This is a genomic window from Roseovarius sp. (genome assembly GCF_040223625.1).
In the GTDB taxonomy this organism is placed as follows: Bacteria; Pseudomonadota; Alphaproteobacteria; order Rhodobacterales; family Rhodobacteraceae; genus Roseovarius.
Genome location: NZ_JAVKFX010000027.1, coordinates 92,086 through 118,607 on the forward strand (window position 1 = coordinate 92,086; position 26,522 = coordinate 118,607).

The following is a 26,522-nucleotide window of genomic DNA, read 5'->3' on the forward strand; positions in this document are numbered from 1 at the left end:
GCGGCCCGCCACGATTTCGCCCCAATCCGATCCGGATTCGCGTCACATTGCTGCGTCAGTTAGCGCCTGAAACATAGTAGGGGCAGGACCATGCAACAAATCGTCAGCGGATACCGCGGCATCAGCCTCCTGGTGGACGTCAACTGGGACCGGATTCTCTATCTCGCCACCATCGCCGTGGCGCTGCTCGCCGGGGCCTTCTTCGGCTCGATCTGAGCGGCCTCCGCGCGCCGTCAATCCCGCCGCGCAACACCCGGATTCCAACCGGTTTCACCGCGCTTGACACGGCCCGGCGCCCGCATGGGTTGCCCGGGGTCGGGGCGCTTCTTGTCTTCCGTCCCGGAACATACACAAAATCTGCCCACACGCGCTTTGACAAGCCCAGAGAGAGAGGTTACTGACTTCCTATACTGGGATGTCTGACTGGGTTTGCAAATGAATGTCTTGAATGCGTGGCGAGACGTGCGCCAAGCACGCTTTTCCCTTAAGAGTTTCGTGGCACGGGGCCTGATCGTTTTCGCGATCGTGCTGGCCAGCTTCGCCGCTCCGGAGGACGCCTCCGCTCAGACCTACCGATTCACCTCCGTGTCGATCGAGGGCAACCAGCGCATCGAACCGGGCACCATCCTGACCTATGCGGGCATCTCCCGCGGCCAGACGGTCTCGGCCGGACAACTCAACGAAGCCTACCAGCGCATCGTCGACAGCGGCCTCTTCGAAACCGTCGAGATCGAGCCGCGTGGCAGCACGCTGGTCATCAAGGTTCGCGAATACCCGACGATCAACAAGATCGCCTTCGAGGGCAACCGCAAGATCAAGGACGAGAACCTGACCAGCATCGTCCAGAGCAAATCGCGTCAGGTCTTCAGTCCCAGCCAGGCCGAGCGTGACGCCTCCAACATCTCGCAGGCCTATGTCGAGAACGGCCGCGTGGCGGCCCGCGTCACCCCCAAGATCATCCGCCGCAGCGACAACCGCGTCGACCTCGTCTTCGAGATCTTCGAGGGCAAGGGCATCGAAATCCAGCGCGTCAGCTTCGTCGGCAACAAGGTCTATTCCGACCGCCGCCTGCGCCGCGTCGTCGGCAGCAAGCAGGCCGGTCTGTTGCGGGCCATCATCTCCAACGACACCTTCGTCGAGAACCGCCTGCAATTCGACGAACAGGTCCTGACCGATTTCTACCAGTCGCGCGGCTATGTCGATTTCCGCGTCACCGGCACCAATGCCGAGCTGGCGCGCGAGCGTGACGGCTATTTCGTCACCTTCAACATCCAGGAAGGGCAGCAGTTCCGCTTCGGCCGGATCACCACCACCAGCGAGATCCCCGAGGCCAACTCGGCCGAGTTCCAGAACGTGCTGAAGATCAAGCCGGGCGTCGTCTATTCGCCCACGCTGGTCGAGAACTCCATCGCCCGGATGGAACGGCTCGCCATCAAGAAGGGCATCGACTTCCTGCGCGTCGAGCCGAACATCACCCGCAACGACCGCGCGCTCACGCTCGATGTCGAATTCCGGCTCGTCCGCGGCCCCCGCGTCTTCGTCGAACGCATCGACATCGAGGGCAACACCACCACGCTCGACCGCGTGATCCGGCGCCAGTTCGACACCGTCGAGGGCGACCCGTTCAACCCGCGCGAAATCCGCGAAAGCGCCGAACGCATCCGCGCCCTCGGCTATTTCAGCGATGCCGAGGTGAACGCCCGCGAAGGCTCGCGCCCCGACCAGGTCGTCGTCGATGTCGATGTCGAGGAAACCACCACCGGCTCGCTCACCTTCGGCGGCAGCTACTCCACCGATGCCGGTCTCGGCATCTCGGTCGGCTTCCGCGAGCGCAACTTCCTCGGCCGGGGACAGACCCTGGCGGCCACCGTCGCGCTCTCGGGCGACCGCTCAAACTACTCGATCAACTTCGTCGAACCGGCCTTCCTCGGCCGCGATGTCGCCTTCTCCTTCTCGTCCGCCTATGTCGAGACCGACGGCGACAACAGCCTCTACGACACGACCTATGCCAACTTCCGGCCCGGCATCACCTTCCCGCTGGCCGAACGCTCCAGGCTGACGCTCTACTACAGCGCTGCCTATTCCGACCTCGGCAACTACACCGGCGCCTCGCCGACCCTTGCAGCCGAGGCGGCCCTCGGCGGCCAGTTCGCCAGCGCCATCGGCTACCGCTACGTGTTCGACAGCCGCGACACCGGCCTCAACCCCAACGCCGGTGTCCTGATCGACACCGGGCTGGAATATGCCGGGCTCGGCGGCGACCAGGAATACCTGAAATCGACCCTGCGCGTGGTCGGTGAAACCCGCGTCCTGAACGAGGAAGTCACCCTGCGCGGCATCTTCGAGGCCGGCTCGATCGACTTCATGGGCGGCACCCGCGGCCGCGCCGTCGACCGGTTCACCCAGAAGGTCATCCGCGGCTTCGAGCCCAACGGCATGGGCCCCATCCAGTCCGGCGAACACCTGGGCGGCAACCTCTTCGCTGCGGCCAAGTTCGAGGCGGAGTTCCCGCTGGGCCTGCCGGCCGAGTTCGGCATCACCGGCGGCGCCTTCTACGACGTCGGCTCGATCTGGAACGTCGACACCGTCGTGCCCCCCGTGGCCCAGTCGGTCGGCTTCGAGGCGCGCCACGTGATCGGCCTCTCGCTGTTCTGGGAATCGCCCTTCGGCCCGATCCGGATGGACTTCTCCAAGGCCCTCCAGAAAGAGCCGGGCGACATCGAGCGCCAGTTCGACTTCTCGGTCAGAACGGACTTCTGAACTTGACCTGCCTGCGCGGCCTTGCTGTTGCGGCGGTTGCTCTGATCTGCCTTGGCCTGCCACGGGCCGGGGCGCAGGACCTCGGGATCATCCGCAGCGAAATCCTCGTCCTCGACCCCGAGCGCCTGTTCGAGCAGACCGAGCTGGGCCAGCGCATGGTCGCCGACCACCAGGCCGAACGGGAAAAGCTCGCCTCGCGCAACCGCCGGCTCGAGGCCGAGCTCGAGGCCGAGGAGAAGCGCCTGACCGAGCTGCGCGCCGAAACCTCGCCCGAGGAATTCCGCGACATGGCCGACGCCTTCGACGCCAAGGTGCAGGAGATCCGCCGCGACAGCGAACGCCGCGTGGTCGACCTCGAACGCGACCGCGAGCGCCTGCCGATCCAGTTCCTCCGCGCCGTCGAACCGGTGCTCTCCGAGGTCATGCGCGAGGCCGGCGGCACCGTGGTGCTCGACGCCCGCACCGTGCTCTTCCGCACCGACGCGGTCGACGTCACCGGCACCGCCATCACCCGCATCGACGCGGCCCTGGGCGACAGCCTGCCCGAAGCCGAGGGCGATACCGGCACCGCCCCGGCGCCGGCCGATCCCGTCACCGAGACTGGCCCCGATCCCGTCACCGATCCCGGCACCACCGACGGCGACTAACCCCCGCGCTTGCCCAGCCCGGCCCCGCTTGGTAGGGAACCCGCACGCGACTTACCGAAAGGACCGACGATGACAGAGCCGCTGAAGACCGCGGATATCAACATGATCCAGCGGCTGATTCCCCATCGCTACCCGTTCCTGCTGGTCGACCGCGTCGTCGACATGAACGGCTACCAGTCGGCCCGCGGCATCAAGAACGTCACCATGAACGAGCCCCATTTCCAGGGCCACTTCCCGCAAAAGCCCATCATGCCCGGCGTCACCATGGTCGAGGCGATGGCCCAGACTGCCGCCGTCATGGTCGGCGCCCATCTCGGGCTGCAGGACAAGAACGTCCTGATCTATTTCATGTCGATCGAAAGCTGCAAGTTCCGCCGCATGGTCGAACCCGGCGACGTGCTGGCGCTCGACATCGAAACCCTGCGCGGCCGCCCCGGCGGCAAGGTCTGGAAGTTCCGCGGCGTGGCCACGGTCGAGGGGGACATGGCCTGCGAGGCCGAGTTCACCGCCATGGTCGACATGCCCAAGGAGTGACCGGCATGAGCGAGCGCGGCGAAACCGATATCCATCCCAGCGCGGTCGTCGAACCCGGCGCTCAGCTGGGGCAGGGGGTGCAGATCGGCCCCTTCTGCCATGTCGGGCCGGATGCGAAACTCGGCGACGGCGTCACGCTGAAAAGCCACGTGGTCATCAGCGGCGACACCGAGATCGGCGAGGATTGCACGCTCTTCCCCTTCGCCTGCATCGGCGAGATCCCGCAGGATCTCAAGTTCCGCGGCGAAAAGACCAAACTGGTGATCGGCGCCCGCAACCGCATCCGCGAACACGTCACCATGAACACCGGCACCGAGGGCGGCGGCGGCATGACCCGCGTCGGCGATGACGGGCTCTTCATGGCGGGCTGCCACGTCGCCCATGACGTCAAGGTCGGCAACCGCGTCATCATCGTCAACAACGCCGCGCTGGCCGGCCATTGCGTCATCGAGGATGACGTGATCATCGGCGGCCTCTCCGGCGTCCACCAATGGGTGCGCATCGGGCAGGGGGCCATCATCGGCGCCGTCACCATGGTCACCAACGACGTGATCCCCCACGGCCTCGTGCAGGCCCCGAGGGGCGAGCTCGACGGGCTCAACCTCGTCGGCCTCAAGCGCCGCGGCGTGGCCCGCTCCGACATCACCGCGCTGCGCGCCGCCTTCCAGATGCTGGCCCAGGGCGAGGGCAGCTTCCAGGAACGCGCCCGCCGGCTGGGTGAGGAGACCGAAAGCGACTACGTCCGCCAGATCGTCAACTTCATCACCGCCGGTTCCGACCGCTCCTTCCTCACCCCGGGCTCGATCTGACCATGCCCGGAAAGCTTGCGATCCTCGCCTGCGCCGGCGCGCTGCCCGTGGCCATTGCCCGCGCCAACCCCGACGCCATGGTCATCACGCTCGAGGGCATCCCCAGCGAGCTCGAGGCCCGGTCGGAACGCCACCGGCTCGAGAAGATCGGCACGCTCTTCTCGGCCATGAAGGAGGCGGGCATCGACCGCATGGTCTTCGCGGGCTCCCTCGTGCGCCCCGCGCTCGACCCCTCGGCCTTCGATGCCGAGATGGCCGCGCTCGCCCCCCGCCTGATGGCCGCGCTGCAAATGGGCGATGACCGCCTCTTGCGGACCGTCATCGCCATCTTCGAGGAACAGGGCTTTTCGGTCGTCGGCGCGCATCAGGTCCTGCCCGCGCTCACCGCCGATCCCGGCCTCCACGCGGGCACCGAACCCGACGATGCCACACGGTCCGACATCACCCGCGCCATCGAGATCTTGCGCGGCCTCGCCCCCCTCGACCTCGGCCAGGCCTGTGTCGTCGCCGGCGGCCAGTGCCTCGGCATCGAAACCGTGCAGGGCACCGACGCGCTGCTCGACTTCGTGGCCGCCACCCCGCCCGAGTTCCGCCGTGACCACCCCGGCGTGCTGGTCAAGGCCGCCAAGTCCGGCCAGGACCTCCGCATCGACATGCCCACCATCGGCCCCCGCACCATCGACGCCGTGGCGCGTGCGGGCCTCGCGGGGCTCGTGATCGAGGCTGGCAAGGTCATAATCCTCGACCGCGAAACCACCCTTCAGGCCGCGCGCGACAAGGGCCTTTTCCTTGTCGCGTCAGAGCTTTAGATGCGCATCTTCCTGATCGCCGGCGAAGCCTCGGGCGACCGGCTCGGCGCCGCCCTCATGGCCGGGCTGAACCAGCTTGCCGATGTCGAGTTCGAAGGCATCGGCGGCCCGATGATGGAGGCCGAAGGCCTCTCCTCGATCTTCCCGATGGACGATCTCAGCGTGCACGGGCTGGTCGAGGTGCTCAACCAATACCCCCATCTCCGCCGCCGCCTGCACGAGGCCGCCAACGCCGTGCTGGCCGCGCAGCCGGACGTGCTGATCACCATCGACAGCCCCGATTTCTGCCTCCGCGTCACGAAGATCGTGAAGGCGAAAAGCAACATCAGAACAGTGCATTACGTGGCCCCCTCTGTCTGGGCCTGGCGCCCCAAACGCGCCGAGCGCATGGCCTCCCATATCGACCAGGTGCTGGCCCTTCTCCCGTTCGAGCCGCCCTACATGGAAGCCGCCGGAATGGCCTGCGATTTCGTCGGCCACCCGGTCGTGAGCGAACCACAGGCCACGCCAAAGCAGATCGCCGCCTTCCGCGAAAGCCGCGGCATCGGCGACGCGCCGCTGCTCATGGTCCTGCCCGGCTCGCGCCGCTCCGAAGTGGCACAGCTCACGCCCATCTTCGGCCAAGCCCTCAAAGAGGTCTGCCGCGCCCGCCCCGAATTGCGCCTCGTCATCCCCGCCACCGAGGCCCGCGCAGCACAGGTTCGCGAACTGACCGCCAACTGGCCCGGACAGCCCGTCATCGTCGCCCCCGACAACCGCAGCCCCAAGGTCTATGCCATTGAAAAGGCGGCCGCTTTCGGCGCCGCCGACCGGGCGCTCGCGGCCTCCGGCACCGTCTCGCTCGAACTGGCCGCCGCCGCCACGCCGATGCTCATCGCCTACGACGTGCACCCCGTAAGCCGCATGATCCTGCAACACATGCTCCGGATCGACACGCTCACGCTCGTGAACCTCGTCAGCGAAACCCGCGCCGTGCCCGAACTCAACGGCGCCGATTGCCGACCTGAGCTCATCGCCCCCAAGCTATTGGAATTGCTCGACGATCCCGGCGATCAGCCGGACGCCATGCAACTCACCATGGACCGCCTCGGCAAGGGCGGCGAAGCCCCCGGCCTCCGCGCCGCGAAGGCCGTGCTGAAACACCTTCAGTAGAAGCGCAACCGCTGCCCCACGCCCATCTCCGTCGCCTTCGCCAGCATCGCATGGCCCAACGCGATATCCGACAGCGACAGCCCCCGGTGCCAGAACAGGATCGTCTCCTTGGCGCTTTCGCGCCCCGGCTTCACCCCGGCCACGATCTGCCCCAGTTCCGCATGCAGCGTCTCCTCGGTCAGCTTGCCCTGATCCACATGCTCCCTCAGCGCGCCGAACACCCCATGCGCCTGGCCCCAGTCATCCATCACCACCTTGTCCATGATATCCGTCAGGTTCAGCTCCACCGCCGACATCGTGCCGTAAGGAACAACCAGCGCACCGGGCTTGATCCAGTCGGTCTTCAAAAGCGGCTGCGGCTCAGACAACCTCGACGCTTCCACAACGATATCAGCATCTTGCAGGCAGGACTTCCAGTCCTCCGTTACCGTAATCTCCCGCCCGAGGTCACGCCGCAACTGCTCCGCGAACGCCTCCCGGCTCTCCGGCCGCCGCGAATGCACACGCACCTCCTCGAAATCGAAAAGGTGGCACAGAAGCCGCACGTTCCAATAGGCCGTCCCCCGCGCCCCGATATGGCCCAGCACCTTCGGCTTCTCCGGCGCCAGGTACTTCGCCCCCAGCGCGGTGATCGCGCCCGTGCGCATCTCGGTAATCCCCGTCGCGTCGATCAGCGCCTTGGGCGCCCCCATCCGCGGATCGAACAGCGTCAGCAGCCCATACTCCGAGGGCCGCCCCGACTTGTAGTTATCGACGAAATCGCCCACCACCTTGGTGCCGGCGCTGTCGATCTCGCCGCCGATCCAGCCGCGCAGCACGTTGAAATGCCCCTCGACCCCGGCGCGCGGCCGGATATGCATCCGCGGCTCGATCGCCGTCTCGCCCTTGCCCTGCATCCTCAGCGAATCCTCGATCGCCGACAGGATCTCCCCGTCGGTGAACCCCAGCGCGTCGATATCGAAACGGTTCAGGTAGTCGAGGTAGACGGGCGGCGTATCGGCGGGCGTGGACATGGGGCAGGGCCTCTTGTTATGTATGGACAAAAGGACACTGGCAGCGCCCGCCCCGCACGGCAACCCGGAAATCGCAGCCCTGTCGCTAACCGTCCGTCCGCCTGACACTCACCCAGACCGGCCCCTTGGTATAAACCCAGAGCGTTGCGGGGTTTTTCACGCCCGCCTTCAACGCCGCCGAGGACATGCCCGGCACGTAGGGGGCAGCAATCTTCAGGTCCGTCACCCCCGGCTGCAGGACGGTCGTGCCGCTGAAGGCGTCGTCCGAACAGGTAATCCGAAGGGGCGAGGGCCGGCCGCGCACCGTCGGAAACGCCACCTTGCCCGGCGTCACCACCGTCGCGCTCAACTGGTCCGAGCTCAACTGACAGGTCAGCCCCCGAACCTCGCGGCTGGCGCCCCCCTCCGTCACCCGGGTCCTGACGGCGAACCGCACGGTATCGTCGATTCGGGCCGAAAACGCCGCATCCCGCGGCGATATCTCTGTCGCGCCGGAGGAAAGCCCGCCGCCACAGCCCGCAAGGGCCAACAGCGCAAGGCAGGTTGCGAAACGCGCGGGGACATGGGTCAAGGGACAGCTCCATCCTACCGGGGGTCTGGCGCCATGCTAGGGCCATGCGCCCGTGCGCGCCATTGGCGCGGCGTGAGCGCCCCGGTCCGCCTATCCACCGTTGCCCATGCGAAACACAGGCTCGCCCAGGGCCTACTCGCCGCGCTCCTGCAACGTCACCCAGACCGTTTCATTGGCATAGCCCCACCGGTCCTGCGCATGCGCCACCCCGGCCGACACCACCGCCGCGGCAACCCCGACCAGCGACGGGCCCACCACGATCGTGCCGCTCAAGCCAGGATGCATCACCCCTTCGGCCATGTAGTCCTCGCTCAGGCATCTCATCTGCATCGGCGAGGGGCGCCCGCGCGTGATCGGAAACTCCACCTTCGCCGGCGTCACCAGCGTCGCCTTCAATTCCTTCGATTCCAGCACGCAGGTCACCCCGTCTTCCTGCCGGATATGGCTGCCATTCTCATCGACAACCTGCGCCCGGAAGGGCTTGGTCACGGTGGTGGCGATGAACGCCGGGTCGACGCCGGGCTTCACGGCGAACTTGACCGGTTCCGAAGATATATCGGCGCCACAGGCCGCCAGAACTAGAACGAAGGGCAGGGAGGAGAGCAATCTGATACGCACAGGAAACACCTTTTGGGAAAGTATCTTGTTGATACATTCCCTTATAAGCTGTCCTTCACGTCCGGCAAGCGCGGCGGCCCCTCCGGCTCGACTGACGTAACGGAACCCTGTTACCCCCGCCAGATCCACCCGCCGCCGAGAATCCGGCTGCCGCCCGTTTCGTAGAACACGCAGGCCTGACCGGGCGACACGCCTTCCTCGGCCGTGAGCAGCTCCACCTCCGCCTCCGTCTCCGAGATAGGCCGGATGATCGCCTCCCGCGGCGGCCGGGTCGACCGCACCTTGACCGACACGTGCCATTCTTCCTTCGAGGTGAACGCCTCGTCGCCCAGCCAGTTGATCTCGCGCACCGGCACAACCCGGGTCGCCAGCAGCTCCTTCGGCCCGACGATCACCTGTTTCGCATCCACATCCAGCTTCACCACGTAAAGCGGCTCCGACAGCCCGCCGATACCAAGCCCCCGGCGCTGCCCGATCGTGTAGTGAATGACACCCTCGTGCTCGCCCAGAACCCGGCCATCCACATGCACGATCTGCCCGGGCTCGGCCGCGCCCGGCCGCAGCTTCTCGATGACGGAGGCATAATTTCCGTTCGGCACGAAGCAGATATCCTGGCTGTCCGGCTTGTCCGCCACCGCCAGGCCATACCTTGCCGCCAGCACCCGCGTCGCATCCTTCGAGGGCAGGTGCCCCAGCGGGAAGCGCAGGTACTCCAACTGGTCCGGCGTGGTCGAGAACAGGAAATAGCTCTGGTCGCGGTTGGCATCCTCGGCGCAATGCAGCTCCGCCCCCGCGGCGCCCACCTTGCGCTGGATGTAATGCCCCGTCGCCATGCAATCGGCGTCGAGGTCCTTCGCCGTCTCCAGCAGGTCCTTGAACTTCACCCGTTCATTGCAGCGGATGCAGGGCACCGGCGTCGCCCCGGCCAGATAGCTGTCGGCAAACTCGTCGATCACGGCGTCCTTGAAGATGTTCTCGTAATCCAGAACGTAATGCGGAAAGCCCATCTCCTCGGCCACGCGCCTTGCATCGTGGATATCCACCCCCGCACAGCACGCGCCCTTCTTGGCCAGCGCCGCGCCGTGGTCGTAAAGCTGCAGCGTCACGCCCACCACGTCATAGCCTTCCTCGGCCAGCATCGCCGCCACGACCGAGGAATCCACGCCGCCCGACATCGCCACGACGACGCGCGTGTCGGCAGGGGCCTTGGGCAGGCCCAGCGAATTCAGTTCAGTGTCGAGCGCCATGTCTCTCTCCGGTCCGGTCCCGCGGAATATAGGAAAATGCAACACACTCTCAAGGCCCGGTTTCACCCCGCGTTAAGCGACTGCGGCAACACTCCGGCCCATGAAAGGTAAGGGTGAGAGTGATGTATCTGAAGAAAGTGGCCGGGAAAAGGGCCGTGCAGCTTCCTGACGGAACGGTGATGACACGGGCCGACCTGCCGCCCCCCGACACCAGCCGCTGGGTTGCCTCGCGCAAGCTGATGGTGGTGCGCGGCGTGCTCTACGGCCTGCTCGAACGCGAGGAGGCGCTCGAACGCTACGGGCTCAGCGACGAGGAATTCCAGGAATGGCTGACCGCGCTCTCGGCCCATGGCACCGACGGCCTGAAAGCGACAAATCGTCCCTCTGGCGACAAAGCGGTCGACAACCCAAAGTAGCAGCCGATAATATTTCGGTCCGGGTAACCTGTAGTTAACCATTGTTAGTCACTACTCGTGTCGGGAAGAGTTTAACGAACGGAGACCGTCATGCGTGTGCTACTGGTTGAGGATGACCCGACCACGTCCAAGAGTATCGAGTTGATGCTCACCCATGCGAACCTGAACGTCTACACCACCGACATGGGCGAGGAGGGGATCGATCTCGCCAAGCTCTACGATTACGACCTGATCCTGCTCGATCTCGGCCTGCCCGACATGGACGGGCACGATGTGCTGCGGCAGTTGCGCCTCGCGCGGGTCGACACGCCGATCCTGATCCTGACCGGGGCCGACGACACCGAAAGCAAGATCAAGGGGTTCGGTTTCGGCGCCGACGATTACCTGACCAAGCCGTTCCACCGCGAGGAGCTGGTCGCCCGCATCCACGCCATCGTCCGCCGCTCCAAGGGCCATGCGCAGTCGGTCATCCGCACCGGCAAGGTCCATGTCAATCTCGACGCCAAGACGGTCGAGGTCGAGGGCAAGACCGTGCACCTCACCGGCAAGGAATACCAGATGCTGGAACTCCTCAGCCTGCGCAAGGGCACGACGCTGACCAAGGAGATGTTCCTCAACCATCTCTACGGCGGCATGGACGAGCCCGAGCTGAAGATCATCGACGTGTTCATCTGCAAGCTGCGCAAGAAACTGGCCGAGGCCACGGGCGGGGCCAACTATATCGAAACCGTCTGGGGCAGGGGCTACGTGCTCCGCAATCCCGATCCCGCCGCCGACGGGGACAGGCCGCTCGCCGTCGGCGCCTGACGTCTGGACGCGCCCGCCGCCGCGCCCTATCACTTGGACCGACAGACCGGGGGCGCGCGGCAGGCCGGCCGCGCCCCGTTCAGGCGGAGGGGCAAGATGGCGCAGAAACCAGCGGTCGACAACCTGACAGAGGCGCAGGCGACGGAAGAACTGGCCGACCTGGCCCAGCGCTTGGCCGAGGCCAACACCGCCTATCACACCGAAGACGCCCCCGCGATCACCGACGCGGAATACGACGCGCTCAAATCGCGCAATGCCGCCATCGAGGCGCGTTTCCCCCATCTCAAGCGCGCCGACAGCCCCTCCGACCAGGTGGGCGCGGCGCCCTCCGAGGCCTTCGCCAAGGTCACCCACGCGGTGCGGATGCTCAGCCTCGCCAACGCCTTCGACGACGCCGACATCACCGAGTTCGACACCCGCATCCGCCGCTATCTCGGCCTCGCGGCCGACGCGAAACTCACCTACACCGCCGAGCCCAAGATCGACGGGCTCAGCCTGTCCCTGCGCTACGAATCCGGCAAGCTCGTGCAGGCCGCCACCCGAGGCGACGGCGCGGTGGGCGAGAACGTCACCGCCAACGCCCGCACCATCGACGACATCCCCGTCACCCTGAAAGGCGCCCCCGACGTGCTCGAGATCCGCGGCGAGGTCTACATGAGCCACGAAGATTTCGAATCCCTCAACACCCGGCAGGCCGAGAAGGGCGACAAGCAATTCGCCAACCCCCGCAACGCCGCCGCCGGCTCCCTCCGCCAGCTCGATTCCTCCATCACCCGCAACCGGCCCCTGCGCTTCTTCGCCTATGCCTGGGGCGAGGTCAGCGAGCCGCTCGCCGACACCCAGATGGGCGCCATCAACCGCCTCGCGGATCTCGGCTTCCAGACCAACCCGCTCACCGAGCTATGCGACGGTCCGACCGAAATGCTCGCCCAATACGCCAGGATCGAGCAACTCCGCGCCGAGCTCGGATACGACATCGACGGCGTCGTCTACAAGGTCGACGACCTCGCCCTGCAAGCCCGCCTCGGCTATCGCAGCACCACCCCCCGCTGGGCCATCGCCCACAAGTTCCCCGCCGAACTGGCCTGGACACGCCTCGAATCCATCGACATCCAGGTCGGCCGCACCGGCGCCCTTTCCCCCGTCGCCCGCCTCACCCCCGTCACCGTCGGCGGCGTCGTCGTCTCCAACGCCACCCTCCACAACGAGGATTACATCGCCGGCCGCGACAGCAAGGGCAACGAGATCCGCGGCGGCAAGGACATCCGCGTAGGCGACTGGGTTCAGGTCTACCGCGCCGGCGACGTCATCCCGAAAGTGGCCGATGTCGACCTCTCCAAGCGCCCCGAAGATGCCGAACCCTACACCTTCCCCGAAACCTGCCCCGAATGCGGCTCCGAGGCCATCCGCGAGGAGGGCGACGCCGTCCGCCGCTGCACCGGCGGCCTCATCTGCCCGGCGCAAGCGGTTGAAAAGCTGAAGCATTTCGTCTCCCGTGCCGCCTTCGACATCGAAGGGCTGGGCGCCAAGCAGATCGAGCAATTCTACCGCGACGAATGGATCAGGGAACCCGCCGACATCTTCACGCTGGAAGAGCGCTATGGCGCAGGCCCACGCCAACTCAAGAACCGCGAAGGCTGGGGCGAGAAAAGCGCGAAGAACCTCTTCGAAGCCATTGAAGAAAAACGCAACATCCCTTTCGGCCGCCTCCTCTTCGCCCTCGGCATCCGCCATGTCGGCGAACAGGCCAGCAACCTCATCGCCCGCTTCTACGGCAATTGGGACGATTTCACCGCCGCCATGGACAGCGCCGCCGATTGCGACGGCCCCGAATGGGAACGCCTCCTCGGCATCGACGGGGTGGGCGAGGTCATGGCCCGCTCCCTCGTCACCGCCTTCGCGCAGGAAAACGAACGCGAGAGCATCGACCGCCTGACCGCCCACCTCACCGTCGCCGAAGCGACCCGCCCCCAGACCGCCGACAGCCCCGTCGCCGGAAAGACCGTCGTCTTCACCGGCACGCTCGAGAAGATGACAAGGGCCGAGGCCAAGGCCCGCGCCGAGGCCCTCGGCGCCAAGGTCTCGGGCAGCGTCTCCGCCAAGACCGACCTCGTCGTCGCCGGCCCCGGCGCCGGCAGCAAGGCCAAGAAGGCCGAGGAACTCGGCGTCGAGATCATCGACGAGGACGGCTGGCTCGACCTCGTAGGGCAGGCATGAGCACCCGGCCCCCCATCCTTTTCCCGCTCTTCGCCGAGCTGGAAACCCTGGAAGGGGTCGGCCCCAAATCCGCCAAGGCCCTCGCCGCGATCGACATAGAACGCCCCCGCGACGTACTCTTCACGCTGCCCTATTCCGGCATCGACCGCCGCCGCCGCGAGACGGTGCAGGGCGCCAACTACCCCGAAACCGTCACCGTCGAGGTGACCGTCGGCGACCACCGCGCGCCCCAGCGCCGCGGCGGCCCCTACCGCGTCAACGTCGAGGATGCGGCCACCACCTTCCAGCTCGTCTTCTTCCACGCCCGCGACGAATACCTCCGCCGCATCCTCCCCACCGGCCAGCGCGTCGTGGTCTCCGGCAAGGTCGAGCTCTTCGACGGCATGGCCCAGATGGTCCACCCCGACCATATCCTGCCGCCGAACGAGGCCGGCACCATCCCCGATTTCGAGCCGGTCTACCCGCTCACCGCCGGCGTCACCCAGAAAACCATGGGCAAGGCCGCCCATTCCGCCGTCGCCCGCGCGCCCGAACTGCCCGAATGGATCGACCCGGCGCAAAAGGCCAGCGCCGGCTGGCCAAGCTGGCACGAGGCCATCGCCCGCGCCCACGCGCCACAGGACATGGCCGATCTCAGCCCGTCCGACGCCCCCCGCGAACGCCTCGCCTATGACGAGTTCATGGCCCATCAGCTCACCCTCGGCCTCGCCCGCGCCAAGCTCCGCCGCACCAAGGGCCGCGCCACCGTGGGCACCGGCAAACTGCAGGCCAAGGTGCTCGACGCGCTGCCCTACACCCCCACCGGCGCCCAGACCCGCGCCATCGCCGAGATCGCCGCCGACATGGCGCAGGACCGGCGGATGAACCGCCTCCTGCAGGGCGATGTCGGCGCCGGCAAGACCCTCGTCGCGCTAAAAGCCCTCCTGATCGCGGTCGAGGCGGGCGGGCAGGGGGTCATGATGGCCCCCACCGAAATCCTCGCCCGCCAGCATCTCGAAGGGCTCACCCCGCTGGCCGAGGCCGCGGGCGTCGTCATCGAAATCCTCACCGGCCGCGACAAGGGGGCGGAACGCCGCCGCAAGCTCGCCGCCCTCAAGGCGGGCGACATCCAGATCCTCGTGGGCACCCATGCCGTTTTCCAGAAGGATGTGGAATTCCAGGACCTTCGCCTCGCCATCGTCGATGAACAGCACCGCTTCGGCGTCCGCCAGCGGCTCGAGCTTGGCCGCAAGGGCGCCCAGGCCGACGTGCTGGTCATGACCGCCACGCCCATCCCCCGCAGCCTGTCGCTGGCGCAATATGGCGACATGGATGTCTCGATCCTCGACGAGAAGCCGCCGGGCCGCAAACCCATCACCACCGCGCTCGTCAGCCAGGGCCGCATGGACGAGGTGGTCGACCACCTCCGCCGCGCCATCGCCGAGGGACGACAGGCCTACTGGGTCTGCCCGCTGGTCGAGGAAAGCGAACTCATCGACCTCTCCAGCGCCGGCGAGCGTTTCAAACGCCTCCGCGCGGCACTTGGCGAGGGCGTGGTCGGCCTCGTCCACGGCCAGATGCCGCCCGAGGAGAAGGATGCCGCCATGGCCGCCTTCCAGCGCGGCAACACCGCCGTTCTCGTCTCCACCACCGTGATCGAGGTGGGCGTCGACGTGCCCAACGCCTCGATCATGGTGATCGAACGCGCCGAAAGCTTCGGCCTCGCCCAGCTTCACCAGCTTCGCGGCCGCGTCGGCCGGGGCGAGGCCGCCTCGACCTGCCTGCTCATGTACCAGCCGCCGCTGTCCGAGACGGGCGAGAAGCGCCTCACCACCATGCGCGAAACCGAAGACGGCTTCCGCATCGCCGAGACCGACCTCGAGATGCGCGGCGCGGGCGACCTGATCGGAACGGCGCAGTCCGGCCTGCCACGCTTTCGCATCGCCGATCTCGAAGGGCAGGCGGCGCTGATGGCGGTGGCCCAGTCCGACGCCCGCAAACTCCTCAATGACGACCCCGACCTGACCGGCGAGCGGGGGCAGGCCGCGCGCATCCTCCTCTGGCTGATGGAGCAGGACCAGGCGATCCGCCTGATCAGCGTCGGCTGAAACTTATCCACAGGAAGGAACGGAAGTGGAACAAAAACTTTTGTTCCTTACCAAGGCGTTAACCTGAATTATCCCCATACGTTCCGTTTTGTTCTCACAAAGTTCTTTACAAACCCTTTCCAAAATGAGAACAAATAAGCAACAAAGCCACACCGGACGAAGGAGCCACCCAATGCTCAGCCAGTTCAAGACCGCCGCCTACCGCTCCCGCGATACCCTTGTCGGGGATCTCATCGGCGGCGCCGCCCTGATGGTCACGCTTCTGGGCGGGCTCTACCTGCCGGGGCTTCTGTAACCTTTCTGCCTGCGACGTTCCTGGCCTGTCGCGCAACCCGCATCGCCTGTCCCCATAGTCTCGATGCGCCGCGCCTGATCACTGTCCCCGGGGTCTGCCTCCCCCTGATCACGGACAGGCCGAAAACGGAACCGAGCTTCCTTCCGCCGCCGCTTGTCCCCAAGCGTGCGGCGGTTTTTTTATCCGGAATTCAAAAGATTGTGCGCCAAACCTCGCGCAGCGCCCCTCAGGCGCAGGAGCTCGACGCCTGCGCCGTCTCCAGCGCCTCCACCGCAGCCTCCAGCGTCAGCAGGATCGACGCGTGCCGGTTCTTGTAATCCTTCGCCGGCCGCAGCACCTCCAGCCCGTCGAACGGGGCAGGGGGCGTCGGCCCGTCCTGCTTGAGCATCGCCTTCAGCGCATCGCGCGCCTCGGTCACCTGCTGCAAATCACAGCCGATGATATGCCCGCCCACGATACTGGCCGAGGCCTGCCCCAGCGCACAGGCCTTCACCTCCGCCGCGTAATCGGTGATCACCGACCCGTCGGTCTTGATATCCACCGTCACGGTCGAACCGCACAGCGGCGCCCGCCGCTTCACGCTCGCATCCGCCTCCTCCAGCCTGCCATGATGCGGAATATCCGCCGCCAGTTCCAGGATCCGGGCCGAGTACAGTTTGATCAGGTCGGTTTCGCCGCTCATGGCTTTCCCTTTCCGCGTTCCCCCCATAGATAGAGGCGCGTGACGCAGACGGAAAGGGTTTCCTTCATGGCATTCGACCCCGAAACACTCAAATTCAACGCAGACGGGCTGTTGCCGGCCATCGCGCAGGATTCCGAGACCAGCGAGGTGCTGATGCTCGCCTGGATGAACGCCGAAGCGGTGCGCCGCACCCTCGACACCGGCCGCGTCACCTATTGGAGCCGCTCTCGGCAATCCTTCTGGGTCAAGGGCGAAACCAGCGGCCACGTCCAGGAGCTGGTCGAGCTCCGCGTCGATTGCGACCGCGATTGCATCCTCGTCCGGGTCCACCAGTACGGGCCCGCCTGCCACACCAACCGCCGCACCTGCTTCTACACCGCCATCGAGGAGGGGCAGGAGGTCGAGCTGATGACCCCCATGGTCGGCTGATCAGCCGGCGAACGCCCGGTGCCGCTCGGCGGCCGCCTGCACCACCTCCTCCTTCAGCGTGAAGCCCAGCCCCGGTTTGCCTTCCAGCGCAAGCCGGCCCTTCTTCGGCGCAAGGTCCGGCGCGGCCACGATATCCTCGGCCAGCAATTGCCACATGATCTGGTTGCCGTCGTCGAGATTCGGAATGGCCCGGCCCACGTGATGCTCGGCACAGGTGGTGATCCCCGTGGTCATCGACGAATGGATGCAGAGCGGCACCCCCGCCGCCTCCGCCACCGCCGCGGCCTTCATCATCGGGCGCAGGCCGCCGATCTCGCGCGGGCCCACGGCGATCATGTCGGCCCGGTGGACCGCGGCCGCCGTATGCACCTCCTGCAGCGTGAACACGCTCTGGTCCGCCCCGATCGCGATGGGCGAGCGCGCCGCCACATGCGCCAACGCCGCCTGCGTCGTGCTGGCGGTCGGCTGCTCGATATACTCGATGTCATAGGGCGCCAGCCGCGCGATCATCCGAAGCGCCACCGCCTGGTCCCACGCCTCGTTCGCATCCAGCCGCAGGCGGGCATCGGGCGCCACCTCCCGCACGGCCCGCACGGCGGCCATGTCATACTCGGCGCCCACACCCACCTTGAGGTACAATATCGGATGGCCCGCCGCCACCGCAGCCGCCGCATCCTCGGCCAGTTCCCCGGCCGACTGGCCCTGCAGGAAGTGGAAATACCCCACGTCCTTGCGCACCGCCCCGCCCAGCAGGTCCCACACCGGACGGCCCAGCACCTTGCCCTGCGCATCCAGCGCCGCCATCTCGAGACCGTTCCGCAACTGATTGAAATACCGGGGCATATTCCCCCCGAACACCAGGAAATGCTCGCGGTAGACATCCTGCAGACCTTGCGTGATATCGAACACCGACCGGCCCACCAGCCCCCGGCCCAGCTTCTCCAGCACGATCTTCTGCGCATCCGCATCGGGCGCAAAGGTCGTCTCGCCATACCCCACCGTGCCATCCTCGAGGGTCATGGTGATCAGGTTGACGGTGAAATGATGCTCGACCCCCTGCGACCAGACATAAGGCTGTTTCAGCGGCAGGCGCAGCGGGGTGGCGGTAACGGAAGAGACAAGGGCCATGCGGGCGGATCCTGACGAAAGGGAATTCCGCCGCAGGCTAGGGGCGCCGCGCCCCGCGCGAAAGCCGGAAAACGCGCCAACCTGTCCGGTTCGCGACAATCCGCGTCGTCAATCGCTCGTCACCAGCCGCAGGAACGGGCGTCCGCGCCGCTTCGGCGCCGGTCGCGGCGGCGCCGCCACGGGCCGGCTGACCTCGACCTTGCCGCCATCCACCGGCGCCACCCGCAGGCGGGCGATCTCGAACCGCCGCGGCGCCCGGCCCGCCTCGCCCTCGGCCACGAGACAGCCCATCGCCCGGCTCACATCGCCCAGGTCACTGCGCAGCGGCAGAAGCACCATCCGCGCACTCAACTCCGGCTGCCGGAACCCGCCCCGCGACAGCAGGTCAAGCTGCACCGTCGCCGGCTCCTCGAACAGCCGCGCCAGCGCGCCGGCGAACCCGTCCCGCCGGTCGGGGTGGATGAAACTGCTAACCGGCATCCCCCGCACATCCATCCCCATCAGGTCGGCCAGATGCGCGCCGGCCACCCGGAACCGGGCCAGCCCCGGCGCGATCCGCTCGATGATGAACGTGTCCGACAACAGCCCCTCGATCCGCCGCGGGTCGATCTCGGCCCGCCGCGGCACCGTGGTTCCCTGCCGAAGCCCCTGCCAGTAGTCGACAAGCGCCTGCGGCTCGCGGCTCCCGCCGGGGCCCGGGGGCCGAAGCTCGATCACGTCGTCAGGTCTGTCCGTGTCGTCATGCATGGGTCTGCCCTCGTTGGGGTCGGTGGCGTGAAGCCCCCGGTACGGCCCGCCGGGCAATCCGGGGCTTCCCTGGAATGTGACACGTTTTCCCCGACAGGGCGCCCGAAATGTTAATAATTGGTTAAGATCGGATCACATCCCCGTGCCCGCCGCCACGCTTGCCCTTGCCCCGACGAATGTCTAGGACGAAACGAAACCGCACCCGACAGGGACAGGGCAGGAGGATCCGCGTGCTCAGATCAATGACGGCGTTCGCCGCGTCCAAGGGGGCGCAGCACGGCTTTTCCTGGACATGGGAAATGCGCAGCGTCAACGGCAAGGGGCTCGACCTGCGCCTGCGCGTCCCCGACTGGGTCGAGGGGCTGGAACCCGCCCTGCGCGCCCGCATCGGAAAGGCGCTTGGGCGCGGCAACGTCTCCCTCAACCTCAAGCTTTCCCGCGACGACGGGGCAGGGGCGCTCGCCGTCAACGCGGCCCAGCTCGAGGATGTGCTCACCGCCATGGCCGAGGTGGAAAACCGCGCCATGGCCCGCGGCGTCACCCTGGCGCCCGCCACCGCCGCCGACCTGCTCGGCCTGCGCGGCGTGCTCGACACCGGCGCGGCGGACGAGGATACCGAGGCGCTCCGCACGACCCTGCTGGCCGATTTCGAACCCCTGCTCACCGCCTTCCTCGACATGCGCGCGACCGAAGGTCGGGCGCTGGCCGACGTGCTCACCGCCCAGCTCGACGAGATCGAGCGCCTCACGGCTGACGCGGCGCAAGCCGCCGAGGCCCGCCGCCCGGACATGGAACAGGCCTTCCGCACCGCGCTCGCCCGCGTGATGGACACCGCCGACACCGCCGACGAGGCCCGCGTCGCCCAGGAACTGGCGCTCCTCGCCGTCAAGGCCGACGTCACCGAGGAGATCGACCGCCTCCGCGCCCATATCGCCGCCGCCCGCGACCTTATCGCCAGCGGCAGCCCGGTCGGCCGCAAGCTCGACTTCCTGTCACAGGAATTCAACCGCGAGGCCAACACGCTCTGTTCCAAGGCCCAGAACAAGGCGCTCACCGCCACCGGGCTCGAACTCAAGACCGTCATCGACCAGATGCGCGAGCAGGTGCAGAATGTCGAATGACGGCGCATATCGGACAAGGGGGGATTCGAGTATTTTCGGAACAATGAAAGGGCAGGGCGCCCATGGCTGACCGGCGCGGCCTTCTGATCATCCTCTCCTCGCCCTCGGGCGCGGGCAAATCCACCCTGTCCCGGCGCCTGCGCGACTGGGATGACACGATTTCCTTCTCGGTCTCCGCCACCACCCGCACCCCGCGGGCGGGAGAGGAGGACGGGCAGGATTACCACTTCATGACCGAAACCAATTTCAAGCGCGCGGTCAGCGCCGGCCAGATGCTCGAACACGCCCATGTCTTCGGCAATTTCTACGGCTCGCCGCGCGGGCCCGTGGAAGAGGCCATAGGCCAGGGGCGCGACGTGCTCTTCGACATCGACTGGCAGGGCGCTCAGCAGATCCAGAACTCCGGCCTCGGCCAGCACACGCTGTCGATCTTCATCCTGCCCCCCTCCATCGCCGAGCTGCGCAACCGGCTGGTCAGGCGCGGACAGGACGCGCCCGACGTGGTTTCGAAACGGATGCAGAAAAGCTGGGACGAGATCAGCCACTGGGGCGAATACGACTACGTGCTCATCAACGACGATCTCGACGCCACCGACGCGCGGCTCAAAAGCATCGTCACCGCCGCCCGCCTCAAGCGCATCCAGCAGCCGGGCCTCAACGCCCATGTGCAGAAACTCCAGCAGGAATTCGAGGAGAACACATGACCATCTACACCCTCGACGGCCACACCCCGCAACTCGCCGACGACACCTGGGTCGCCCCCGACGCCAACCTGATCGGCCAGGTGATCCTCGAGGACGGCGCCTCCGTCTGGTTCGGCGCCACGCTGCGCGGCGACAACGAGCCTATCACCATCGGCCGCGGCTCGAACGTGCAGGAAAACTGCGTCATGCACACCGACATGGGCTTCCCCCTCACGGTGGGCGAGAACTGCACCATCGGCCACAAGGTCATGCTGCATGGCTGCACGCTCGGCAACAACACCCTCATCGGCATGGGCGCCACCATCCTCAACGGCGCCAAGATCGGCAACAACTGCCTGATCGGCGCCGGTGCGCTGATCACCGAGGGCAAGGAAATCCCCGATGGCAGCCTCGTCATGGGCGCCCCCGGCAAGGTCATCCGCCAGCTCGACGACAAGGCGCTTCAGGCGGTCACCGCCGGCGCGCTCCACTACCAGGAGAACATGCGCCGTTACCGCGACGGGCTCACGGCGGTCTGACGGGGGCACCGACAGGCGATGAACGCCGACAACATCTCGTCCCTCCTCAGCGCCATCCCGCTGCCCTCGGTCCTGATCGGCCGGGGCGAGCGCATCCTCGGCGCCAATGACCGCGCGCTTCAGCTTCTGGGGCAGGCCATCGTCGGGCGCCACTTCATCACCGCCCTGCGCCAGCCCGCCATCCTCGACGCGATCGAGGCCGCCCTGCGCGACGGCCAGCCGCGCAGCACCCGCTACCTCTCCTCCGACGGCACGCAGGACACCACCTTCGACGTCACCTGTTCCCCGGTCCAGACCGAGGCCGGCCACGGCGTGCTCGTCTGTTTCGAGGATGTCACCCATCTCGAACAGGCCGGACAGATGCGCCGCGATTTCGTCGCCAACGTGAGCCACGAACTGCGCAGCCCGCTCACCGCGCTTCTGGGCTTCATCGAAACCCTGCGCGGCCCCGCCAAGGGCGACGCCGCGGCCTCCGAACGCTTCCTCGGCACCATGCAGGACGAGGCGCAGCGCATGGAACGGCTCGTCCGCGACCTCCTCTCGCTCTCCCGCGTCGAGGGGCAGGAACGCGTCCGCCCCACCGACCCGGTCGACCTCTGCCGCCTGATCGGCAGCGTGCGCCACGCGCTGGCGCCGCTGGCGGCCGATCACGGCGTCACCCTCATGGCCGACCTGCCCGACACCCCGCTCGTCGTGCCGGGCGACACCGACCAGCTTCAGCAGGTGATCACCAACCTGACCGAGAACGCCATCAAGTATGGCGGGCAGGGCAAGACCGTCCACATCTCCCTCACCATGACCGAGCAGGAGCCGCTGGTGCGCGGGCCCGCCGCCGTCATCTCCGTCCGCGACGAGGGGGCGGGCATCGACCCGGTCCACATCCCGCGCCTCACCGAACGCTTCTACCGCGTCGACAGCCACCGCTCGCGCGCGATGGGCGGCACCGGGCTCGGCCTCGCCATCGTCAAGCATATCGTCGGGCGCCACCGGGGCCGCCTGCGAATCGAATCGCGCCCCGGCGAGGGCAGCGTCTTCCGCGTCGTCCTGCCCCGCGACAGCGCCCAGCAGCCCCGCTGAAACCGCCCCACGGGCGCCCGCCACCGGCCGACTCGGGGCCGACCCCGCGTCAATACGCCGTTTTTTCCCGACAGGACGCGCGCTGTCATAAAACCGTTACATCCCTGTAACAAAAGCGTCGTCGCCGGGGACTAGCAGAACGGCCAAGGGCCATCTGCTGTTGTGGCCCCGCAACCCGAAATCAGGAGCTATCCATGTCCTTTGTGAAACTGACCGCCTCCTCGCTGGCGATCGCTGCCGTTTCCGCAACCGCCGCCGCCGCACGTGACAACGTGCAGGTCGCCGGGTCCTCGACCGTGCTGCCCTACGCCTCGATCGTGGCCGAGCTGTTCGGCGAAAACACCGACTTCCCGACCCCGGTCGTCGAATCGGGCGGCTCGTCTGCCGGCCTCAAGCGCTTCTGCGAAGGCGTGGGCGAGAACACCATCGACGTGGCCAACGCCTCGCGCGCCATCCGCGAAAAAGAGATCCAGGCCTGCGCCGACAACGGCGTCACCGACATCATCGAAGTCCGCATCGGCTATGACGGCATCGTCTTCGCCAGCCAGCAGTCGGGCCCCGAGTTCACCGCCTTCGAACCCTCCGACATCTTCAATGCCATCGGCGCCAAGGTGATGGTCGACGGCGAAGTGGTCGACAACCCGCACACCAACTGGTCCGACTTCAACAGCGACCTGCCCGATGCCGAGATCGCCATGTTCATCCCTGGCACCAAGCACGGCACCCGTGAAGTCTTCGAAGACAAGGTGCTGCTGGAAGGCTGCGAAGCCACCGGCGCCATGCAGGCCATGATGGATGGCGGCATGAACGAGGACGACGCCGAGGATGCCTGCCTCGACGTCCGCCAGGACGGCAAGTCGGTCGACATCGACGGCGACTACACCGAGACCCTGGCCCGCATCGACGCCAACACCAACGGCATCGGCGTCTTCGGCCTCGCGTTCTACGAGAACAACACCGACAAGCTGAAGGTCGCCACCATGGGCGGTGTCGAGCCCACGACCGAGACGATCGCCGCCGGCGAATACCCGGTCTCGCGCCCGCTGTTCTTCTACGTCAAGAAAGCCCATATCGGCGTGATCCCCGGCCTCAAGGAATACGCCCAGTTCTTCGTCGCCGACGAAATCGCAGGCCCGGGCGGCCCGCTCTCCAACTACGGCCTCGTGGCCGATCCGGAACTGGCCGATACCCAGTCCAAGGTCGAGAACGAAACGACCATGAGCGAAAGCATGTAATCAGGCCCGGCCTGATCATGGGGGGCGGCATATTTCGCCGCCCCCGCCACGCCTTTTAGGACATTTTTCTCAAACCAAGGGGATGGGGGGCACATGCCTTTACTCTGGCTCATCTTGATCGTGCTCGCGATCGCGGTGGCGGGCTACGTTCTTGGCCGGCAGCGCGCGCTCGCCAGCGCCGGGGGCGACAACCGCAAGCTGCATTCGCTGCCGTCCTATTACGGCTCCAACGTGGCCATCAAGGCGATCGTGCCGGCCTTCCTGCTGGTGGTGGCATGGCTGCTGATCCAGCCCATCTACGTGGGCAATGCCGTATCCGGCATGATCCCGGAAAGCTCGGTCAAGGAAGGCTCCTCGCTGGGGCTCGTGATGGCCGAGGTGCGCCGCGCCGCGAACGGCCTCGACGCCGCCGTGGCCCAGGGCCTGATGACCGATGACGAGGCCCGCAACCTGCGCGCCGAATTCACCGACGTCACCCAGCGGCTGCGCGACGCGGGCTCGATCGTCACCTCCGAAGTGACCCAGCCGATCCTCCGCGCGGCCCAGCGCTACCGGATCATGAACGACACCGGCAACCTGATCATGACCATCGCGGTGCTGATCCTCGCCGTGCTGGGGTTCCTCTACGGCCTCCGCGAAAGCAAGTCCGAGTTCCGCGCCCGCAACGTGGTCGAGCACAGCGTCCGCGCCATCCTCGTCGGCGCCGCCTCCATCGCCATCCTCACCACCATCGGCATCGTCCTGTCGCTGGTCTTCAACACGATCGAGTTCTTCCGCCTCTACCCGGCTGCCGATTTCTTCTTCGGCACCAACTGGGCGCCCAGCTTCTCGGGCCGCGGCGGCAGCTCCGATCTCGGCGTCCTGCCGCTCCTCTGGGGCACGTTCTACATCTCCATCGTGGCCCTCGCGGTGGCGGTGCCCATCGGGCTTTTCGCCGCCATCTACCTCTCCGAATACGCCAGTCCCCGGGTCCGCGCCTTCGCCAAGCCGATGCTCGAGGTGCTGGCCGGCATCCCCACCATCGTCTACGGCCTCTTCGCGCTGCTGACGGTCGGGCCGCTGCTCCTGAAGGTCTTCGGCGACAACGGGCTCGACTGGATGCAATCGGGCACGGCGGTGATGACGGCCGGCCTCGTCATGGGCATCATGCTCATCCCCTTCGTCTCCTCGCTGTCCGACGACATCATCAACTCGGTCCCGCAGGCCATGCGCGACGGCTCCTATGGCCTCGGCGCCACCCGCTCCGAAACCATCAAGCAGGTCGTCCTGCCCGCCGCCCTGCCGGGCATCGTCGGCGCCATCCTCCTGGCGGCCTCCCGCGCCATCGGCGAGACCATGATCGTGGTGCTCGGGGCAGGGGCCGCGGCCCGGCTCTCGCTCAACCCCTTCGAGGCGATGACCACCGTGACCGCCAAGATCGTCAGCCAGCTCACCGGTGACGCCGACTTTGCCTCGCCCGAGGCGCTCGTCGCCTTCGCCCTCGGCATGACGCTCTTCGTGATCACGCTCTGCCTCAACATCTTCGCGCTCTACATCGTGCGCAAATACCGGGAGCAATACGAATGACCGATGCGACCCTGAACGGCGACGGCCCGGGCAAGAGCAGCTCGCTCACCGCCCGCGACGCCCGCACCAAACGCCGCAACGCCTCCGAGAAGCGCTTCCAGGCCTACGGCATGATCGCCATCGGCATCGGGCTCTTCTTCCTCGTGGTGCTCGCGGTCACCATCATCCGCTCCGGCATCCCGGCCTTCACCAAGACCGTGGTCGATGTCGAGTTCACCATCACCGAAGCCGAGTACGAGGCCGCCGAAAGCGAGCTCTTCAAGACCAAGGCCTACCAGGACCTGTTCATCGCCAAGCTCGAAGCCCAACTTCAGGAGCGCGGCCTCGAGGTCGATTTCGACGCCGAGGCGATCGAGCGCCTGCTGGGCAAGACCGGCGGTACGATCCGCGAATACTACCAGGGCAACTCGAACATGCTGGGCGAGCCGGTCCGCTTCGAACTCGCCGCCTCCTCCCGCGTCGACGGCTACTTCAACGGCCGCGTCACCCGCGAGGGGATGCAGGACAGCCGCTTCCTGATGAAGACCGACCTCGACATCGTCGACGCGCTGCACGAGGCCGGCATCATGCGCTCGGCCTTCAACTGGAACTTCATCACCGGCGCCGATTCCGGCGTCGACAACCCCGGCGGGGCAGGGATCGGCGCCTCGGTCGTGGGCTCCTTCTTCATGATGCTGGTGGTGCTGCTGCTCTCGCTGCCCATCGGCGTCGCGGCCTCCATCTACCTCGAGGAATTCGCCCCCCAGAACCGCTTCACCGACCTGATCGAGGTGAACATCTCCAACCTCGCCGCCGTGCCCTCCATCGTCTTCGGCATCCTCGGCCTTGCCGTCTTCATCCAGTTCATGCACCTGCCGCAATCGGCCCCGCTGGTGGGCGGGCTGGTGCTCACCCTGATGACCCTGCCGACGATCATCATCTCCACCCGCGCCTCGCTCAAGGCGGTCCCGCCGTCGATCCGCGACGCGGCCCTCGGCGTCGGCGCCTCCAAGATGCAGGCGGTGTTTCACCACGTCCTGCCGCTCGCCATGCCCGGCATCCTCACCGGCACCATCATCGGCCTCGCCCAGGCGCTCGGCGAAACCGCACCGCTTCTCCTGATCGGCATGGTGGGCTTCGTCGCCCGCGGCTATCCCGACGGCATCGTCGCCGGCTTCACCGATCCGAACTCGGCCATGCCCGCCCAGATCTACACCTGGGCCGCCCGCGCCGACGTGGCCTTCTACGAAAAGGCCTGGGGTGGTATCATCGTGCTGCTGGTCTTCCTGCTGTCGATGAACATCCTCGCCATCATTCTGCGCCGCCGTTTCGAGCGCCGCTGGTAATCAAGGAC

Annotated in this window: 27 protein-coding genes; 20 read left to right on the forward strand and 7 right to left on the reverse strand. The window is 66.9% G+C overall.

The annotated features are described in order from the left end of the window. Positions 1-90: 90 nt before the first annotated feature. From RLN94_RS07730 to lpxB, 7 genes are all read left to right on the forward strand, one after another. Entirely contained in the window at positions 91-216 is a 126-nt protein-coding gene (locus RLN94_RS07730; RefSeq protein WP_350081145.1) for a hypothetical protein, read from the forward strand. A gap of 279 nt (positions 217-495) precedes the next feature. Next, on the forward strand, positions 496-2,760 hold the full coding sequence (gene bamA / locus RLN94_RS07735; protein WP_502949392.1) for an outer membrane protein assembly factor BamA: 2,265 nt from the start codon (positions 496-498) through the stop codon (positions 2,758-2,760). Positions 2,761-2,762: 2 nt separating this feature from the next. Further along, entirely contained in the window at positions 2,763-3,407 is a 645-nt protein-coding gene (locus RLN94_RS07740) for an OmpH/Skp family outer membrane protein (RefSeq protein ID WP_350081149.1), read from the forward strand. Between the two features lie 69 nt (positions 3,408-3,476). Continuing rightward, entirely contained in the window at positions 3,477-3,941 is a 465-nt protein-coding gene (gene fabZ / locus RLN94_RS07745; protein ID WP_350126947.1) for a 3-hydroxyacyl-ACP dehydratase FabZ, read from the forward strand. A 5-nt stretch (positions 3,942-3,946) separates the two neighbouring features. Further along, complete coding sequence (lpxA, locus tag RLN94_RS07750) at positions 3,947-4,750, forward strand: acyl-ACP--UDP-N-acetylglucosamine O-acyltransferase (protein WP_350081153.1); 804 nt, start codon at positions 3,947-3,949, stop codon at positions 4,748-4,750. Positions 4,751-4,752: 2 nt separating this feature from the next. Continuing rightward, positions 4,753-5,559: an LpxI family protein gene (locus RLN94_RS07755; RefSeq protein ID WP_350081155.1), complete on the forward strand. Its 807-nt coding sequence runs from the start codon at positions 4,753-4,755 to the stop codon at positions 5,557-5,559. After that, entirely contained in the window at positions 5,560-6,711 is a 1,152-nt protein-coding gene (gene lpxB / locus RLN94_RS07760) for a lipid-A-disaccharide synthase (RefSeq protein WP_350081157.1), read from the forward strand. It begins immediately after the preceding gene. Here the strand turns inward: lpxB and RLN94_RS07765 are convergent. The 4 genes from RLN94_RS07765 to mnmA form a co-directional block, all read right to left on the reverse strand. Then, positions 6,705-7,724 (reverse strand): ornithine cyclodeaminase family protein, encoded by a 1,020-nt coding sequence (locus tag RLN94_RS07765; protein ID WP_350081159.1) that lies wholly within the window; start codon positions 7,722-7,724, stop codon positions 6,705-6,707. The genes lpxB and RLN94_RS07765 overlap by 7 nt on opposite strands. An 85-nt stretch (positions 7,725-7,809) precedes the next feature. Next, complete coding sequence (locus RLN94_RS07770; RefSeq protein WP_350081161.1) at positions 7,810-8,295, reverse strand: hypothetical protein; 486 nt, start codon at positions 8,293-8,295, stop codon at positions 7,810-7,812. 132 nt (positions 8,296-8,427) lie between these two features. After that, complete coding sequence (locus RLN94_RS07775) at positions 8,428-8,913, reverse strand: hypothetical protein (RefSeq protein WP_350081163.1); 486 nt, start codon at positions 8,911-8,913, stop codon at positions 8,428-8,430. 110 nt (positions 8,914-9,023) lie between these two features. Then, a complete protein-coding gene (mnmA, locus tag RLN94_RS07780) occupies positions 9,024-10,160 on the reverse strand; it encodes a tRNA 2-thiouridine(34) synthase MnmA (protein WP_350081165.1) in 1,137 nt (378 codons plus the stop codon). 122 nt (positions 10,161-10,282) lie between these two features. On the opposite strand from mnmA, the gene sciP reads away from it, so the two are divergent. From sciP to RLN94_RS07805, 5 genes are all read left to right on the forward strand, one after another. Further along, positions 10,283-10,576 (forward strand): CtrA inhibitor SciP, encoded by a 294-nt coding sequence (gene sciP / locus RLN94_RS07785; RefSeq protein WP_350081167.1) that lies wholly within the window; start codon positions 10,283-10,285, stop codon positions 10,574-10,576. A gap of 90 nt (positions 10,577-10,666) precedes the next feature. Next, the gene (gene ctrA, locus RLN94_RS07790) at positions 10,667-11,383 is read left to right on the forward strand and encodes a response regulator transcription factor CtrA (protein WP_350081169.1); all 717 of its coding nucleotides are present in this window, start codon (positions 10,667-10,669) and stop codon (positions 11,381-11,383) included. A 96-nt stretch (positions 11,384-11,479) separates the two neighbouring features. Next, positions 11,480-13,600: an NAD-dependent DNA ligase LigA gene (gene ligA, locus RLN94_RS07795; protein WP_350126955.1), complete on the forward strand. Its 2,121-nt coding sequence runs from the start codon at positions 11,480-11,482 to the stop codon at positions 13,598-13,600. Then, positions 13,597-15,687, forward strand: a complete 2,091-nt coding sequence (recG, locus tag RLN94_RS07800) for an ATP-dependent DNA helicase RecG (RefSeq protein WP_350126958.1) — start codon at positions 13,597-13,599, stop codon at positions 15,685-15,687. The genes ligA and recG overlap by 4 nt, the downstream gene beginning before the upstream one ends. A 172-nt stretch (positions 15,688-15,859) precedes the next feature. Then, a complete protein-coding gene (locus tag RLN94_RS07805; RefSeq protein WP_300895462.1) occupies positions 15,860-15,982 on the forward strand; it encodes a hypothetical protein in 123 nt (40 codons plus the stop codon). A 226-nt stretch (positions 15,983-16,208) separates the two neighbouring features. Here RLN94_RS07805 and RLN94_RS07810 read toward each other — a convergent pair whose 3' ends face one another. After that, positions 16,209-16,664 carry an iron-sulfur cluster assembly scaffold protein gene (locus tag RLN94_RS07810; RefSeq protein ID WP_350126961.1) on the reverse strand — a complete coding sequence of 152 codons (456 nt, stop codon included), beginning with the start codon at positions 16,662-16,664 and terminating at the stop codon, positions 16,209-16,211. A gap of 66 nt (positions 16,665-16,730) precedes the next feature. On the opposite strand from RLN94_RS07810, the gene hisI reads away from it, so the two are divergent. Further along, positions 16,731-17,093 (forward strand): phosphoribosyl-AMP cyclohydrolase, encoded by a 363-nt coding sequence (hisI, locus tag RLN94_RS07815; protein ID WP_350126964.1) that lies wholly within the window; start codon positions 16,731-16,733, stop codon positions 17,091-17,093. Here the strand turns inward: hisI and RLN94_RS07820 are convergent, their stop codons facing one another. Together RLN94_RS07820 and RLN94_RS07825 are read right to left on the reverse strand one after the other, a co-directional pair. Then, positions 17,094-18,221 (reverse strand): mandelate racemase/muconate lactonizing enzyme family protein, encoded by a 1,128-nt coding sequence (locus RLN94_RS07820; protein WP_350126967.1) that lies wholly within the window; start codon positions 18,219-18,221, stop codon positions 17,094-17,096. Between the two features lie 108 nt (positions 18,222-18,329). Continuing rightward, the gene (locus tag RLN94_RS07825) at positions 18,330-18,968 is read right to left on the reverse strand and encodes a PAS domain-containing protein (RefSeq protein ID WP_350126970.1); all 639 of its coding nucleotides are present in this window, start codon (positions 18,966-18,968) and stop codon (positions 18,330-18,332) included. Positions 18,969-19,198: 230 nt separating this feature from the next. Here RLN94_RS07825 and RLN94_RS07830 point away from each other — a divergent pair, with 230 nt between their 5' ends. The 7 genes from RLN94_RS07830 (at position 19,199) to pstA (ending at position 26,514) form a co-directional block, all read left to right on the forward strand. Continuing rightward, the gene (locus RLN94_RS07830; RefSeq protein ID WP_350126973.1) at positions 19,199-20,089 is read left to right on the forward strand and encodes a YicC/YloC family endoribonuclease; all 891 of its coding nucleotides are present in this window, start codon (positions 19,199-19,201) and stop codon (positions 20,087-20,089) included. A gap of 62 nt (positions 20,090-20,151) precedes the next feature. Further along, a complete protein-coding gene (gene gmk, locus RLN94_RS07835; RefSeq protein ID WP_350126976.1) occupies positions 20,152-20,793 on the forward strand; it encodes a guanylate kinase in 642 nt (213 codons plus the stop codon). Further along, a complete protein-coding gene (locus RLN94_RS07840) occupies positions 20,790-21,311 on the forward strand; it encodes a gamma carbonic anhydrase family protein (RefSeq protein ID WP_350126979.1) in 522 nt (173 codons plus the stop codon). The genes gmk and RLN94_RS07840 overlap by 4 nt, the downstream gene beginning before the upstream one ends. An 18-nt stretch (positions 21,312-21,329) precedes the next feature. Continuing rightward, a complete protein-coding gene (locus RLN94_RS07845) occupies positions 21,330-22,388 on the forward strand; it encodes an ATP-binding protein (RefSeq protein ID WP_350126982.1) in 1,059 nt (352 codons plus the stop codon). A 194-nt stretch (positions 22,389-22,582) separates the two neighbouring features. After that, complete coding sequence (locus RLN94_RS07850) at positions 22,583-23,623, forward strand: substrate-binding domain-containing protein (RefSeq protein WP_350126985.1); 1,041 nt, start codon at positions 22,583-22,585, stop codon at positions 23,621-23,623. A 93-nt stretch (positions 23,624-23,716) separates the two neighbouring features. Continuing rightward, the gene (gene pstC / locus RLN94_RS07855) at positions 23,717-25,189 is read left to right on the forward strand and encodes a phosphate ABC transporter permease subunit PstC (RefSeq protein WP_350126988.1); all 1,473 of its coding nucleotides are present in this window, start codon (positions 23,717-23,719) and stop codon (positions 25,187-25,189) included. Beyond that, a complete protein-coding gene (pstA, locus tag RLN94_RS07860; RefSeq protein ID WP_350126991.1) occupies positions 25,186-26,514 on the forward strand; it encodes a phosphate ABC transporter permease PstA in 1,329 nt (442 codons plus the stop codon). The genes pstC and pstA overlap by 4 nt, the downstream gene beginning before the upstream one ends. Positions 26,515-26,522 lie beyond the last annotated feature (8 nt).

Coding starts and splice junctions, on each gene's coding strand:
- RLN94_RS07730 (WP_350081145.1), top strand. CDS start 91: ATGCAACAAATCGTCAGCGGATACCGCGGCATCAGCCTCCTGGTGGAC.
- fabZ (WP_350126947.1), top strand. CDS start 3,477: ATGACAGAGCCGCTGAAGACCGCGGATATCAACATGATCCAGCGGCTG.
- lpxA (WP_350081153.1), top strand. CDS start 3,947: ATGAGCGAGCGCGGCGAAACCGATATCCATCCCAGCGCGGTCGTCGAA.
- RLN94_RS07755 (WP_350081155.1), top strand. CDS start 4,753: ATGCCCGGAAAGCTTGCGATCCTCGCCTGCGCCGGCGCGCTGCCCGTG.
- lpxB (WP_350081157.1), top strand. CDS start 5,560: ATGCGCATCTTCCTGATCGCCGGCGAAGCCTCGGGCGACCGGCTCGGC.
- RLN94_RS07765 (WP_350081159.1), bottom strand. CDS start 7,724: ATGTCCACGCCCGCCGATACGCCGCCCGTCTACCTCGACTACCTGAAC.
- mnmA (WP_350081165.1), bottom strand. CDS start 10,160: ATGGCGCTCGACACTGAACTGAATTCGCTGGGCCTGCCCAAGGCCCCT.
- sciP (WP_350081167.1), top strand. CDS start 10,283: ATGTATCTGAAGAAAGTGGCCGGGAAAAGGGCCGTGCAGCTTCCTGAC.
- ctrA (WP_350081169.1), top strand. CDS start 10,667: ATGCGTGTGCTACTGGTTGAGGATGACCCGACCACGTCCAAGAGTATC.
- ligA (WP_350126955.1), top strand. CDS start 11,480: ATGGCGCAGAAACCAGCGGTCGACAACCTGACAGAGGCGCAGGCGACG.
- recG (WP_350126958.1), top strand. CDS start 13,597: ATGAGCACCCGGCCCCCCATCCTTTTCCCGCTCTTCGCCGAGCTGGAA.
- RLN94_RS07805 (WP_300895462.1), top strand. CDS start 15,860: ATGCTCAGCCAGTTCAAGACCGCCGCCTACCGCTCCCGCGATACCCTT.
- RLN94_RS07810 (WP_350126961.1), bottom strand. CDS start 16,664: ATGAGCGGCGAAACCGACCTGATCAAACTGTACTCGGCCCGGATCCTG.
- hisI (WP_350126964.1), top strand. CDS start 16,731: ATGGCATTCGACCCCGAAACACTCAAATTCAACGCAGACGGGCTGTTG.
- RLN94_RS07820 (WP_350126967.1), bottom strand. CDS start 18,221: ATGGCCCTTGTCTCTTCCGTTACCGCCACCCCGCTGCGCCTGCCGCTG.
- RLN94_RS07825 (WP_350126970.1), bottom strand. CDS start 18,968: ATGCATGACGACACGGACAGACCTGACGACGTGATCGAGCTTCGGCCC.
- gmk (WP_350126976.1), top strand. CDS start 20,152: ATGGCTGACCGGCGCGGCCTTCTGATCATCCTCTCCTCGCCCTCGGGC.
- RLN94_RS07840 (WP_350126979.1), top strand. CDS start 20,790: ATGACCATCTACACCCTCGACGGCCACACCCCGCAACTCGCCGACGAC.
- RLN94_RS07845 (WP_350126982.1), top strand. CDS start 21,330: ATGAACGCCGACAACATCTCGTCCCTCCTCAGCGCCATCCCGCTGCCC.
- RLN94_RS07850 (WP_350126985.1), top strand. CDS start 22,583: ATGTCCTTTGTGAAACTGACCGCCTCCTCGCTGGCGATCGCTGCCGTT.
- pstC (WP_350126988.1), top strand. CDS start 23,717: ATGCCTTTACTCTGGCTCATCTTGATCGTGCTCGCGATCGCGGTGGCG.
- pstA (WP_350126991.1), top strand. CDS start 25,186: ATGACCGATGCGACCCTGAACGGCGACGGCCCGGGCAAGAGCAGCTCG.